Source organism: Citrobacter sp. A316, assembly GCF_002042945.1.
GTDB classification, from domain to species: domain Bacteria; phylum Pseudomonadota; class Gammaproteobacteria; order Enterobacterales; family Enterobacteriaceae; genus Citrobacter; species Citrobacter portucalensis.
This window is the reverse complement of the sequence record NZ_MVFZ01000013.1, coordinates 154334-166365: the sequence shown is the minus strand read 5'-3', so window position 1 is coordinate 166365 and position 12032 is coordinate 154334. Positions and strand designations below refer to the sequence as shown.

19 protein-coding genes are annotated in these 12032 nt (G+C 50.4%); 18 read left to right on the top strand and 1 reads right to left on the bottom strand.

Translation table 11 applies throughout. The annotated features are described in order from the left end of the window. The first annotated feature begins 323 nt into the window (after positions 1 to 323). From BZK41_RS16950 to BZK41_RS16930, 5 genes are all read left to right on the top strand, one after another. Positions 324 to 725, top strand: coding sequence for a hypothetical protein (locus BZK41_RS16950; RefSeq protein WP_079938919.1), 402 nt, complete (start codon positions 324 to 326; stop codon positions 723 to 725). Between the two features lie 113 nt (positions 726 to 838). Continuing rightward, positions 839 to 1042: an AlpA family phage regulatory protein gene (locus tag BZK41_RS16945; protein WP_002436689.1), complete on the top strand. Its 204-nt coding sequence runs from the start codon at positions 839 to 841 to the stop codon at positions 1040 to 1042. Continuing rightward, on the top strand, positions 1042 to 1476 hold the full coding sequence (locus BZK41_RS16940) for a hypothetical protein (protein ID WP_079938918.1): 435 nt from the start codon (positions 1042 to 1044) through the stop codon (positions 1474 to 1476). The genes BZK41_RS16945 and BZK41_RS16940 overlap by 1 nt, the downstream gene beginning before the upstream one ends. A gap of 13 nt (positions 1477 to 1489) precedes the next feature. Continuing rightward, complete coding sequence (locus BZK41_RS16935) at positions 1490 to 2320, top strand: antA/AntB antirepressor family protein (protein WP_079938917.1); 831 nt, start codon at positions 1490 to 1492, stop codon at positions 2318 to 2320. Next, positions 2313 to 2492 (top strand): DUF4222 domain-containing protein, encoded by a 180-nt coding sequence (locus BZK41_RS16930; protein WP_079938916.1) that lies wholly within the window; start codon positions 2313 to 2315, stop codon positions 2490 to 2492. Before BZK41_RS16935 ends, BZK41_RS16930 begins: the two co-directional genes overlap by 8 nt. Positions 2493 to 2868: 376 nt before the next feature. Here the strand turns inward: BZK41_RS16930 and BZK41_RS16920 are convergent, their stop codons facing one another. Then, positions 2869 to 3072: a YlcI/YnfO family protein gene (locus BZK41_RS16920; protein ID WP_079938927.1), complete on the bottom strand. Its 204-nt coding sequence runs from the start codon at positions 3070 to 3072 to the stop codon at positions 2869 to 2871. Here BZK41_RS16920 and BZK41_RS27765 point away from each other — a divergent pair. The 13 genes from BZK41_RS27765 to BZK41_RS16855 all read left to right on the top strand — a co-directional run bounded on the left by BZK41_RS27765 (position 2987) and on the right by BZK41_RS16855 (position 11975). Next, entirely contained in the window at positions 2987 to 3523 is a 537-nt protein-coding gene (locus BZK41_RS27765; RefSeq protein ID WP_348637445.1) for a host cell division inhibitor Icd-like protein, read from the top strand. The genes BZK41_RS16920 and BZK41_RS27765 overlap by 86 nt on opposite strands. After that, complete coding sequence (locus BZK41_RS16910) at positions 3516 to 3710, top strand: hypothetical protein (RefSeq protein WP_079938915.1); 195 nt, start codon at positions 3516 to 3518, stop codon at positions 3708 to 3710. Before BZK41_RS27765 ends, BZK41_RS16910 begins: the two co-directional genes overlap by 8 nt. Further along, positions 3707 to 3907 carry a hypothetical protein gene (locus tag BZK41_RS16905; RefSeq protein WP_079938914.1) on the top strand — a complete coding sequence of 67 codons (201 nt, stop codon included), beginning with the start codon at positions 3707 to 3709 and terminating at the stop codon, positions 3905 to 3907. The genes BZK41_RS16910 and BZK41_RS16905 overlap by 4 nt, the downstream gene beginning before the upstream one ends. Beyond that, positions 3904 to 4167, top strand: coding sequence for a nicotinic acetylcholine receptor subunit beta (locus BZK41_RS16900; RefSeq protein ID WP_079938913.1), 264 nt, complete (start codon positions 3904 to 3906; stop codon positions 4165 to 4167). The genes BZK41_RS16905 and BZK41_RS16900 overlap by 4 nt, the downstream gene beginning before the upstream one ends. Continuing rightward, positions 4164 to 4385 carry a hypothetical protein gene (locus tag BZK41_RS16895; protein WP_079938912.1) on the top strand — a complete coding sequence of 74 codons (222 nt, stop codon included), beginning with the start codon at positions 4164 to 4166 and terminating at the stop codon, positions 4383 to 4385. The genes BZK41_RS16900 and BZK41_RS16895 overlap by 4 nt, the downstream gene beginning before the upstream one ends. Next, entirely contained in the window at positions 4382 to 4945 is a 564-nt protein-coding gene (locus tag BZK41_RS16890; RefSeq protein WP_079938911.1) for a hypothetical protein, read from the top strand. Before BZK41_RS16895 ends, BZK41_RS16890 begins: the two co-directional genes overlap by 4 nt. Then, positions 4945 to 5547: a hypothetical protein gene (locus BZK41_RS16885; RefSeq protein ID WP_079938910.1), complete on the top strand. Its 603-nt coding sequence runs from the start codon at positions 4945 to 4947 to the stop codon at positions 5545 to 5547. Before BZK41_RS16890 ends, BZK41_RS16885 begins: the two co-directional genes overlap by 1 nt. 9 nt (positions 5548 to 5556) lie before the next feature. Further along, positions 5557 to 5901 carry a hypothetical protein gene (locus tag BZK41_RS16880; RefSeq protein WP_079938909.1) on the top strand — a complete coding sequence of 115 codons (345 nt, stop codon included), beginning with the start codon at positions 5557 to 5559 and terminating at the stop codon, positions 5899 to 5901. Next, on the top strand, positions 5894 to 8707 hold the full coding sequence (locus BZK41_RS16875; RefSeq protein WP_079938908.1) for a TOPRIM and DUF927 domain-containing protein: 2814 nt from the start codon (positions 5894 to 5896) through the stop codon (positions 8705 to 8707). The genes BZK41_RS16880 and BZK41_RS16875 overlap by 8 nt, the downstream gene beginning before the upstream one ends. Before the next feature lie 342 nt (positions 8708 to 9049). Further along, positions 9050 to 9346, top strand: a complete 297-nt coding sequence (locus BZK41_RS16870) for a PerC family transcriptional regulator (protein WP_172313217.1) — start codon at positions 9050 to 9052, stop codon at positions 9344 to 9346. Between the two features lie 69 nt (positions 9347 to 9415). Beyond that, a complete protein-coding gene (locus BZK41_RS16865) occupies positions 9416 to 9691 on the top strand; it encodes an HGGxSTG domain-containing protein (RefSeq protein WP_200008102.1) in 276 nt (91 codons plus the stop codon). 317 nt (positions 9692 to 10008) lie between these two features. After that, the gene (locus tag BZK41_RS16860; RefSeq protein ID WP_079938906.1) at positions 10009 to 10191 is read left to right on the top strand and encodes a hypothetical protein; all 183 of its coding nucleotides are present in this window, start codon (positions 10009 to 10011) and stop codon (positions 10189 to 10191) included. Then, complete coding sequence (locus BZK41_RS16855) at positions 10188 to 11975, top strand: lytic transglycosylase domain-containing protein (RefSeq protein ID WP_079938905.1); 1788 nt, start codon at positions 10188 to 10190, stop codon at positions 11973 to 11975. The genes BZK41_RS16860 and BZK41_RS16855 overlap by 4 nt, the downstream gene beginning before the upstream one ends. Positions 11976 to 12032 lie beyond the last annotated feature (57 nt).

Sequence of the window (12032 nt, the reverse complement as noted above, 5' to 3'; positions counted from 1 at the left end):
GCCCTTACGCCTGCCGGGAGTCATACTTTTGTGCATATCTGACATTTTGGTTCCCACCACTATTTGGTGGACACCACTTTGTCGAATTCATCAGATGATTACCAGACGGTGCTTGCTGTACGGTAACAGACATTCCTGGGTTAAAGAAACCAATTTTATATCTTTCCGGGCTTTGGGCATTATCAATAGGTTACCTGCCTCCTTCATTTTTCAGCGCCTTAAAAAATAATGAAGAAATCTCATTCACAGCTTTCAACCTCTCATTTAAAGAAGCAGATGTTCCATTAAGCGCTGATGATTTTGACAGTGATGACTACGTGATTATGGCTCATCCATTAACAGAACACCTTTACTCATCTGGCTTGCTAAATGAAGCAGAAGTCAAACCAATTGCAACAATCACGGCAAACGATATTTTTGTTACTAGGTGTCAGATTGAAAAAGCATACAACTCTATTGGGAGAGATATACCAAATCTCATAAATGGGGGGGTTAGCCAACCTCAATCACCTGAAACAATGATAGAGAAACCAGTCAGAACAACAGCAAAACAGGCAGAGCTTATTGTCGCCTTACTTAAAGGCATAGGCTTAACTGATGATGATCTAGTCGGCAGCGTTTCACAGCTGAGAGCTAAAGCCAACAATAAAGTTAATGGACTACCATTCCCGGATGATGATAAGCCGCTGATTGAATGGTTGCGAAGAGGAGGAGTCAGTCGATAACGGAATTATGATAATTCCGGGGAGTTTTCTGATAACTCCGATACATTACAATCAGTTGTGCCTATCGTATCTCGTAACAACTCAACAAGAATCAAAAAGAGGTTACGAGAAGCATGAACATAGAGACCATCCCCACCAAAGGTTATATACGACGCTTTCGCTTAGCTGAATTGCTGGGCGTTAGCGTATCTACTATCGACCGCAAAGTACGTGACGGCTCACTTCCTCGCCCGGTAAAACTAGGTGAAAAGATCACCGCATTTGACGCGGTAGAGATTCATAACTGGCTGGCAGAACGCCGCGGGAAGGTGGCGTAATGGAAAAGAAAAACCGCCCAGTACAGCAGGCGGCTAACTCAGATATTCGCGGATCTGATGTTACGCCACCAGCCCACTCTATTCAACAGATGAAGCGCACGCCGAAAAAGCATCGTGCCCGCGTCTATATGCTGCGCACTGGTGTAGAGGGATGGACAGAGAACGATATTCTGCGCTACTGCCGTCTTTCTTCTGGCCGCAACTATGCGTCTGAAATCGAGCGCCGCCTCGATATTCAGCTTGAGCGTATCGACGAAAAAAACCCGGATGGCATTGGCTCACACCTACGCTACCGCTTTGTAAGCCGTGGTGACGTGATGCGAGTTATCCAGTTGGTTAACAGCAACGCTGCCGCATGTGGTTATCAGGGACTTACTCAGCCTGAAATAACCGACATTCTCAACCTCTACCCGGAAGCATTCACCGCCGCATAACGGAGTCTGAAATATGAAACTCGAAAAAAGCCGATTCACTTCGGAGGCCGCCCCACAATCTAACGTAGGCCAGGGCGTAATTATCAATAACGACTTTGCCGCCATTGTGCCGGTTAATTCAGGTCTGATTGGCGGGCGTCAAACCAATATTGTGAGCGCAAGAGATCTGCATAAAGCGCTCGGTGTTGGCAAAGATTTCTCAACGTGGATCACCGACCGTATTACTGATTATGGCTTTGCTATTGGCAGTGATTACATCGTTAACAAGGCAATTTCCCCAAAATTGGGGAAAACCCCTACTGGCGCGGCTTGCAGCCCGATTGCTGTAGGCAGGCCGGGTAAGGATTACTTGCTGTCTATCAGCACCGCCAAAGAAATCGCAATGCTCGAGCGTAACGAACAAGGCCGAGCCGTTCGCCGCTACTTCATCCAGTGCGAGGAAGAACTACAGCGCAGCGTACCGGAGATTGCCGCCCGGTACCGCCAGCATCTTAAAGCTCGCATCAATGCGGCTGGTCGTTTCACCGCTATGTGTGAAGCGCTTGAATTGGCGCGAATGGAGCAAGGTAAAGCCACCCAGCGCCATCACTACACCAATGAGAGCAACATGCTTTCCCGCATTGTTCTGGGTGGCATGACGGCTAAACAGTGGGCGCAGGCTAACGGGGTTGAAGGTGAGCCGCGCGACAGCATGAACGCTGAGCAACTTGAGCACCTTGCTTACCTTGAGAATACCAACATCACGCTGATCGATATGGGCATGGAGTTTGATCAGCGCAAAGCAGAATTAACCCGCCTGTCACAGCGCTGGATGGCAAAGCATCTGGAGGTTCCTCATGACTAAGACCACCAGCGTCCCACGCCCGCAGCAGCGCTTTAAGGACGCACACGGCGCTATGGTGACGGTTGAAAGCGTTACGTCCAACCGCGTGACGTTCTACCGTGACGGATATCATTCACAATGCGTACAGCCGCTGGAACGCTTTACCAAAGAATTCCGGGAGGTGGCGCAATGATGGCTACCGTCCAGAGCAAGGGTTTTCTCCTGGCTGGCCTGTTAACAAATGTTAACCCTCAGAACCTTATAAAACCCAAGGTCACGAACGGCTGCCTGTTATCAATTGTTATGGTTAATGGCTTAGCAAAACTTAGCCTGAACCTCACAAAACCTGACATCCACGCACGGGGAATGACGACAAATGATGACATTTCAAACAAAGAAATAATCACCTCTAAAAAGCCGACTGTGGGGAATAAATTCCCCCTGCTGGCTGGTGGTATGAACTGGATTGCTATTGCCGGAAGTCACCACGCGGTGAATTTTGCGGTCAGTGCGCATGTACGAGAAGATTTATCTGACGTCATAGCGCACGGGGGCGCAATTTTCGTATGTCAGCCCTTCTGGTCTTCTTTCGTTTTTTTACGGTGTTCTGATTTTAGTTTACGGCTGCAGGCGTCTAGTACCCATGCTGAGAAGTTGGCTGTAGGGTTTTCGTTCTTTTCATTTTCTATGCTGGCATCTATCGATTCGACTAGGTCATATGGGAATCGGATGCCTTTGTATGCAGATTTATTGTTTCTGTGTCCTGTTGCCATTGAGAAATCTCTCTTTTGGTGTTTTAACACTGCTGAGCATACAGGAGGGTTTAAAAAACAGGAAGTGTTTAAACACAAAGGGCTTGACGATAGTGCTATTCTCACACTAAAGTGTTTAAACACCTTATCCACAGGTAAGGCACAGGAAGTACAAAAAATGGCGAAGCCCGGAGATGCGCTAACATCTACCGAGCTTCTTACCACCAGCGTTATCTACAGTAACGAGGTAGCTATGAGCGATCATAACACACACCCGCAAGGGCGGGATTCTTACACCCTTAAAAAATTCACATGGCGTTTTCTCGCTATCAACCGCCACGACAAAAAGGCTAAACCATGCCGCCTATCTGTTGAGGCTGGAACTGAGCGCGAAGCTCGCAGCATCTTAGCCCCGCATTTCATTCTCTCTTTGGCTGCCCGCCTGCCAGTTGTCGGGGGGAGCCATGCGTAAAAAACCATTGAAAAGCAGCATTGCTATTGCCCTCAGATCCATAGAGCAGGCTTCCGCTGTACTGATTGCTGTCCGCCACGCAGCCGGAGAAATGGAGCCTTGCGATATTTCAGACGCTATTGATGCGTGTTCTGGTTTGGTCAATGAGGCGCGTTGTGAGCTGGCAATTCTGGAGGGTGAAGAATGAATAAGTACCGTGTGTTAGTTAACTGTTTCGACCGTGCGGGCGCACCGATCCCAGTGACATGGTATGGCAACGCCACCAGCCCCAGTGACGCAATCCAAAAAATGAACCATGAAGCGCAGAGCAATGGCTGGAGCGTTGGAAAAATCATTTGTGTACAGCAAAGAAAAATAAATCAGGAAATGGAGGTCGCAGCATGAATATCAACGCAATCTATCGCCACCCGGCGGAACTGAATGCCGAAGAAATGCTAGCTCGTGAACATCCCTACCCCGAATCATTCGCACTCGCCGAGCGTACCGTGGAACGAATGAACCGCGCCCGTACAGGTCTGGCTCATGTGATGACGGAGTTGCTTCCCGAACTCGACGAAGAACAGGGGGTAGTACTGAATTGCTGGTTAAACAAAATCCTGACGATTATCGATATTGCCCGTATTGATGCGGAGGGGAGAGCATGAGCCAGTTACAACTTATTGATGCTACCCGCCAGGTTGAGCAGGCACAGGCCGTTTTATCTATGTGGGTGGAAAGAACCCCACAATGCCCAAGTCCAGAATTAACACGCCTTATCGGTTCAATTCTCACTTTACTGCATGGCGTTCCAGAGGCGATGAACGAGGCAGAAAGCCAGCTGGCGGACTATGTGATGCGTGATTACCGGGAGAACAAGGCATGAATGAGATTAAAGCGATTCCTGAAGGAATAATTATCAACGGGAAGCTGCAGGCCTACTCGGACGTCATCAGTTTGTTTGAGAACGGCACATATGATTCCTGCCCGATTGATGCTTATCAGGCTTTACAGGAAATAAACGAGGCCCATCAACGTGGCTGGGTTGATCCCGATATGGACCAGCAGATTGTTATGTGGCGGTGGCTGGTAGCGGGCATGTTCATCCGTGAACTTGCTAAAAACGGTTGCGAGTCAGAAAGCATCACGCCGGGTGAGGATAAATATTACACCTACGCAGGGGGCGGGATCCCTGTGCCTCTGAGGATGAGGAATGTGCGCAATGCGCTTATGTGCCTAGTGGAAACGCAACTTCTGCAGATTTTGGGAGGTGATGAGGGCAGGGTTGCCTGCACAGAAGCCTACCGGGCAATGGTGACAAATTCCCCTGAGGATGGTGGCTTGATTTTGTCTGCCGAGGGCATGAGACAAATCACCGGCTTTTTGGATGCTTTTGTCACTATGGCTGTTACCGGCGCGTTCCCTGATAACCGGGCTATTCACTGATGGAGAGGACTATGAACTATCGCGCAGAAGCCACTCCGGAAGGAGTGAACATCATGACCCGCAATGATGCCGGGATTTCTGAACATGTTGAGTTGATCAGCTATGAGTGCGCCGTGGCGCGTCTGGTAGTGGGCGAATACGACAACAATCTGGATAAGGGTTTCGCGATACATCTTGCTGTAGCAGAAGGTGGCAACGTTGGATGGTTCGACTACACCGCACAGCACAATCTGGAGATGTGGCGCTGGCTGATTGCTGCCGCATTCATTGCAGAAATGAAGCGCGAGAACGGCACAACCATTGTGACTGATTTAGACGGTACAACCTCATGGGCAGCCCTTTATTCCAATGGAGATACAACAATTCCGCTATATCCCTCAGTTGAAAGACTGGCGATGGCAAACAACATCGAGGGAGCCATGCTCGAGCGTTACGGTATTGAGCAAGGGACGGAGAATATAATTATTTTCTATCACTCCATGCTGGATGTTGAGCTGGGCGAGCTAACGCCGTTCGGGCGTGAGGTACTGGCAGAGCTACACGATCACTTTATTAACGATCTGGAAGTAAACGGCTGGCCTGAAACGCCAGTGGCGCACTGAGGAGAGAGCATGATTACTAAAAACTTTCGACTGAATGCGCTGGCTAACCAGTATGCGGCGGCGCTGTATGACCATATTACAGCGACCAGCGGCGGTGATTATTTCATGATTGACGCAAATGGTGAGGCTGTTCGCGTGGAGGTTATCGGCGGTATCAAAGGGATACGTGACCTTGTTGATGGTTACGCACTGGGGGCACTCAAAGAGCATTATCCGGCGGCACAATGGGAAAGTATCGGGATCGCGTATCTGTCCCGGTGCGTTGATGCTGAGGGAATTACGTATGAAGGGGTCAGCGCGTGGACCAGTATGACTGCCGACATGGGCGCAACGGTAGGGGGAAATAATGCGTAATATCGACCTTATTCGTGAAGTGACCAGCGCCGCAGCTAACAACTGGCCTCATGTGCTGGCTGGCCTGAATATCGATGTTCCCGACTCGCCTCACCGCCACGCAGGATGTCCCGCATGTGGCGGGACGGATCGCTTCCGGTTCGACGATAACGGGCGCGGCGCTCACATCTGCAACCAGTGCGGCGCTGGCGACGGCCTAGACCTGATTAAGAAGGTGAACAACTGCGACACCACAGAAGCGGCGAAGCTTGCCGCTGGTGTGCTGGGTATTGATTCCCGGGCAGAGGAACAGGACGAAGCGAAAGCCAGCCAGAGGCGGAAGCAACTGGAGGCTGAGAGCCAACGACGCGAGCAGGAGCGCCAGCAGCGGGCAGAAAATGACGCGACGCAGCGCCGGGCAACATTTACCCGCCTGTTTGATGGGATGTGTCAGAATGCCGCGCAGGGCGAATCTGAGTACCTTATTGCTAAAGGGCTGAGTGGATTCACCTTCACCATTCTTACCGATGGATCAATTTTACTGCCGCTGGTGGACGAATCCGGCGTTGTAACTGCCGCGCAGACCATTACGCCAATGGGAGAAAAGCGACTCCTGACCGGTTCAGCAAAGCGCGGAGCATATCACGCCGTAAACGCACCAGAATCGCCGCAGAGCGTTTTAATTGCTGAAGGGCTGGCAACGGCATTATCGGTTCACCTGATGTGCCCTGATGCGCTGACAGTGGCAGCAATCGACGCTGGCAACCTGCTCCCCGTAGCGGAAGTGATGCGCCGGAAACTCCCGGACGCAGAAATCATTATCGCCGCAGATAACGACCGCCACGAAGACGGTCAGCCCAATACAGGGAGGGATGCTGCAGAAAAAGCCGTCTTATCAGTGGCGGGCTCGGTATCGCTGCCTCCGACAAGCAATAAAGCCGACTGGAATGACTACCATCAGCAAAACGGGCTGGAAGCGTCTGTATTAGCTTTTAAAGAATCTGCATATCAGCCGCAGGCGGAAACTCAGGACAACAAGATCACAACAAGAAATTGTCCCGCCAACGGTAAGATTACGGCAATGGATTTACCTGATGACGGTAAGATCACGGTAAGTGAACCGGGTGATAAAGACCCATTAAAACCCCGCATTGAAAGCCGGGATGATGGCGTTTTCTACGTGTCTCCAAAGGTGGATAAAGACAGCGGGGAGATTATCAACAATGAAAGCTGGTTGTGCTCACCGCTGGAAGTTATCGGCACCGGGCGAGACGACAAAGATCAGTACCTGATTATTCGCTGGCTGGCCTTTGGCGCAGATATCCCGACTACCGCAGCAATCCCCCTGGCCGATATTGGTGAGCGTGAAGGCTGGCGCACCCTGAAAGCAGGAGGGGTGAACGTCACGACCAAAAGCAGCCTACGGGCTATTCTGGCTGACTGGCTACAGCGCAGCGGTTCCCGTGATTTGTGGCGCGTGGCTCACGCTACCGGCTGGCAATGTGGGGCGTACATTATGCCCGACGGGGAAATCATTGGTACGCCAGCGCACCCCGTTTTGTTCAATGGGCGAAGCTCTGCCGCCGCCGGTTATACCGTGCAGGGTACTACTGGTAGTTGGCGGGATGGAGTGGCACATCTGGCCTTCGGCAACTATTCCATGATGACCGGGATCGGCGCAGCTCTCGCAGCTCCGTTAATCGGGCTGGTGGGCGCGGATGGATTCGGGATCCACTTTTATGAACAATCGAGCGCGGGCAAGACCACTACGGCGAACGTGGCAAGTAGCTTATACGGCAATCCAGACTTACTCCGCCTGACGTGGTACGGCACAGCTCTGGGGCTGGCAAACGAAGCCGCCGCCCACAATGACGGACTGATGCCACTGGATGAAGTTGGACAGGGTTCAGACCCTATAAGCGTCTCACAGTCTGCCTATGCGCTGTTTAACGGCGTGGGTAAATTGCAGGGAGCTAAGGACGGCGGGAACCGGGATCTAAAACGCTGGCGCACTGTTGCCATCAGTACAGGCGAGATGGATTTAGAGACCTTCATCGCCACCGCCGGACGCAAAACCAAAGCAGGCCAACTGGTTCGCTTGCTCAATATTCCGTTGAGTAAGGCGGTGCGCTTTCATGAGCATCAGAACGGCAAGCAGCATGCTGACGCACTGAAAGACGCATATCAACACCACCACGGCGCAGCCGGGAGAGAGTGGATTAAGTGGCTGGCAGACCACCAGCAACAGGCTATTGATACTGTCCGTGAGTGCGAGGAGCGCTGGCGCAGTCTGATACCTGCCGACTATGGCGAACAGGTACACCGTGTAGGCGCTCGCTTTGCCATTCTGGAGGCCGCTTTATTGCTGGGCGAGGTTGTTACCGGGTGGGACGCTCAGACCTGCCGTGATGCGATACAGCACAGCTACAACGCATGGGTAAGAGAGTTCGGCACAGGTAACAAAGAGCATCAGCAAATAATTGAGCAGACAGAAGCGTTTTTAAATGCGCATGGCCTGAGCCGGTTCGCCCCATTCCCATACAGTCCTGCAGATCTGCCTATAAAAGACCTTGCCGGGTATCGACAGAGAGGGGAACACGAGGAAAGCCCGATGATTTTCTACACTTTCCCCTCGGCCTTTGAGCAGGAAATCGCGAAGGGATTTAATGCTAAACAGTTTGCTGAAGTCCTGAAAAGCTCAGGAATGCTCAACCCGCCCACCAGCGGGCGCGGGTACCAAAGGAAATCGCCACGCATTCAGGGACGGCAATTTAACGTGTATGTCCTGAGTTACCAGCCAGAGGAATACGGACAGCAAGAAGAATAATTTTTCACATACGTAGTTTAGGTGTTGGTTCAGTTGGTTCAGTTGGTTCAATTTGTAATTATCGTTGTTTTATAAGGTTTTTTATTTTCATTTTGAACCAACACTGAACCAACAAATGACCTAATTGAACCAACACCAACAGAGCGAGACATTCGTCCTGGCTGGGAGTGAACCAACATACAGCCCCGCTGAACCAACACAAAATCGCCGATGTTGGTTCAGCAAAATCCAGTGCTGGCGCGGGCTGGCGGGCAGTGAACCAACTGAACCAACTGAACCAACACTATTTCTGCTTATTATGCGAAAAAGTTAAGTGTGAACGTTGAGGGAAATATATTGATGGTGGAAGTACGTGATAGCAAAGCCGAGGCTCTGGAGGAAAAAGGACTCTACCGTCGAGCGGCTGCAAGGTGGATGGAAGTTATGCAACTATGCACTGACGACGACGATCGGGAATGGATAATGCGACACCGTGAAGCGTGTCTCGAAAAGGTAAAGCGACCCCTAGTCAAAGTTGATGACTTTGGCGATCTCCACAAAGCCGCAAAAGAGACACAGCATCGTATGGGGATAGCTCAACCGAACGGAGATGCTTTCAGACTTCCAGCCAGTAAGGGGCGCTCACAAGGGCGTGGGTAGCGTCACATGGAGGGGATTACGTCCCCTACCTCATGAGAGGGTGATAAAACTTCACATTCGGAGATAAAAATGGCTGATGAACATCGTCGTAAGCGCTATCGGGAATGGGCTAAATCGCCATTTGGAACAATGCCATTTCCGGAGGAATGCCGAGGCATGACCTGTGGAGCGAAAACCCGCAAAGGAACGCCGTGCAAGCTGACATCTCTCTACGGATCCGGGCGTTGTAAATTACACGGGGGCATGAGCACTGGAGCAAAAACGCCGGAAGGTAAAGCGAGGCAGTTAGAAGGCTATCGCCGCTGGCAGGAAAAGCGGCGTCAAACCACCAGCAAAACAGAATAACCCTAAGGTTACACTAAGGTTCGCGGTGTCGGTTCGCAGACAGGTTCGCACCTGAACACCTGCAAAATTTGTACTGTTCTTGACGGATTCAGAACCAGAACGACGCAGAAGCCGCGCCAGAAGCAACGCTGGCGCATAAATGTGATTTGAGTCGTCAAAAATTTCAGTCTCTCCATTAAGCACGACTGTTTCCTTATCTGTTAATCAATTCCCCTTCTGGTAATGATCGAATTTAATCTTTCATTAATTGCAATAAATATGGTGATCGTTTCATTTATTGCAATTAAAATAACTGTATAAATATCAGGAGGTGGCAAATGTCTAAACAAAGCGTCAAGCCTGTATTGCTCAGTGATGCGCAGTTGCAGGCCATTCGAAATATTCAGGAGCAACAACGCAAACAGTCAGGGCTCGGGGTTGCGCCCTCTATTCATGAAATCGCTCGCGGGCTGGTGGATAGCGCACTGGCGATGCACGCAAAAATGAAGGTGTCCGCATGATCATTCAAGAGCTGGCCTACAAGGTCACAGTAAAAACAGATGAATTCCTGCATGGAAAGCGAAAGGTACAGGATGAAGTCAGAAAACTAAACCAGGAGTTGTCCCGCTCGGAAAAAGAGCGAGATAAAGAACTAAAAAAACAGCGGGAAGAACTTGAGAAATTCGGTAAATCCGCCGCCTCCGCTACACGCAACGTTATGGCAGCCGCTGCCAGCTTTCTCGGGCTAAGCGCTGGCCTTTACGGCATCAAACAGCTATTCACCTCAACCTCCAACGAAATCGTTCGTGCGAGCAATCAGGCGAAGTATTTCGGTACTGATGTGAATAAGTTATTCGGTGTTCGTCGTGGATTCCAGCAGGCGGGCCTTAATGCTGACTCCTTTATTGGCGCTTCTGGTAATGCCCGCATGGCGCTGGCTAATATCAAAGACCCTACCATCTTTGGCGGACTCACCGGGGCGGCACAAAACTTGATGGTGCTGGGTGCGCGTACCGGACTGAACATCAATAACCTTGGTGACCCTAACAAGGCACTGGGAGAATTCACCCGCTACGGAAAATCACACTCTCAGGAAAATCTGATGCAGGTGATGACGGCAGCCGGATTCGACCCGACAGACGCAGCCAAGATTAAATCAGGTGAGCTAAAGTCTCTGGTCGACTCAGAAACGAAGAAGTCGAACATCACCGCCCAGCAGGTCAGGGAGCAGGAAAGAGTAGCTGTTACACTTGGGCAACTGGATTCACAGTTCACGCGACTGAAAACTGATTTAGCGGCTGCCTTTGCCCCTGATGTCGTTAACGGAATGAAAGCGTTTGGCTCATGGATTGAGAATAACCACGGAAACATTATCGGTTTCTTTGATGATGCTGGTAAGACCGCCAAGCGATTTACAGAGGCCGTAGGTGGCGCTGAGAACGCACTAAAGTTACTGGCAGCAGCTTATGTAGGAAGCAAGGTAACAGTCGCGGGGATCCCTCCTTGGCTGGCTGGTTTGGTTGCGTATGGCACATACCTGTACAACGACCAGAATAATATTAAGGACAGTGCTGAATCATCATTAAGCTATACAAAGCGAAATATCGGTGATGCTGCAAGAGCTATTGGGTTTGATACTGATTATGGTCGTCAGCCCGGCACCGTGATGGGGGATAATATTCAGTGGGATATCCCCGGGGCTACTGAAACACTACTTGATGCCATCAGGAAGGTAGAATCTAGTGATGGAGCGAAACTATATAGTCATAAAGGTGCTGTCGGTGAGTATCAGTTTATGGCTGATACAGGCAGAGAGATGGGCTTGCGTGTTGATGACCAAGTTGACGACCGACTTGATCCTGAAAAATCACGAGCGGCAGCACAAATCTACATGAGTAAGCTATTAAAGAAATATGACGGTAACCTTGATAACGCTTTAATGGCTTATAACTGGGGGATGGGGAATGTTGACAAGTGGATCGCCAACGGAAGCGACCCAGCAAAATTACCAAAAGAAACTAGGGATTACACGGGTAAAATTCGTACAGCAATGGGGCTGAGCGATGCAAATAACTCGATTGGCACAGATAGATATCGTGACTACTATGCTACGCAAGCCAGGCTGGCCAATGGCTCTTCCAACCAATCCTATACCAAAAGCGTTGTTAACAATTACAACAGCCAAAACATAGGAGAGGTAAAGGTTAGCGCGACCACCGACCAAGCCTCAAAGCTAGCTGAAGGGTTTAAAGAGATGAATCGACGCGCATCAACGAATCAGGCATTTTCAAGCAGCGTCAATTGATAAGCTGGTGGGTTGGGTGGCGTGCTAATAAATCTCATCATTGATAATGAGAGCGAA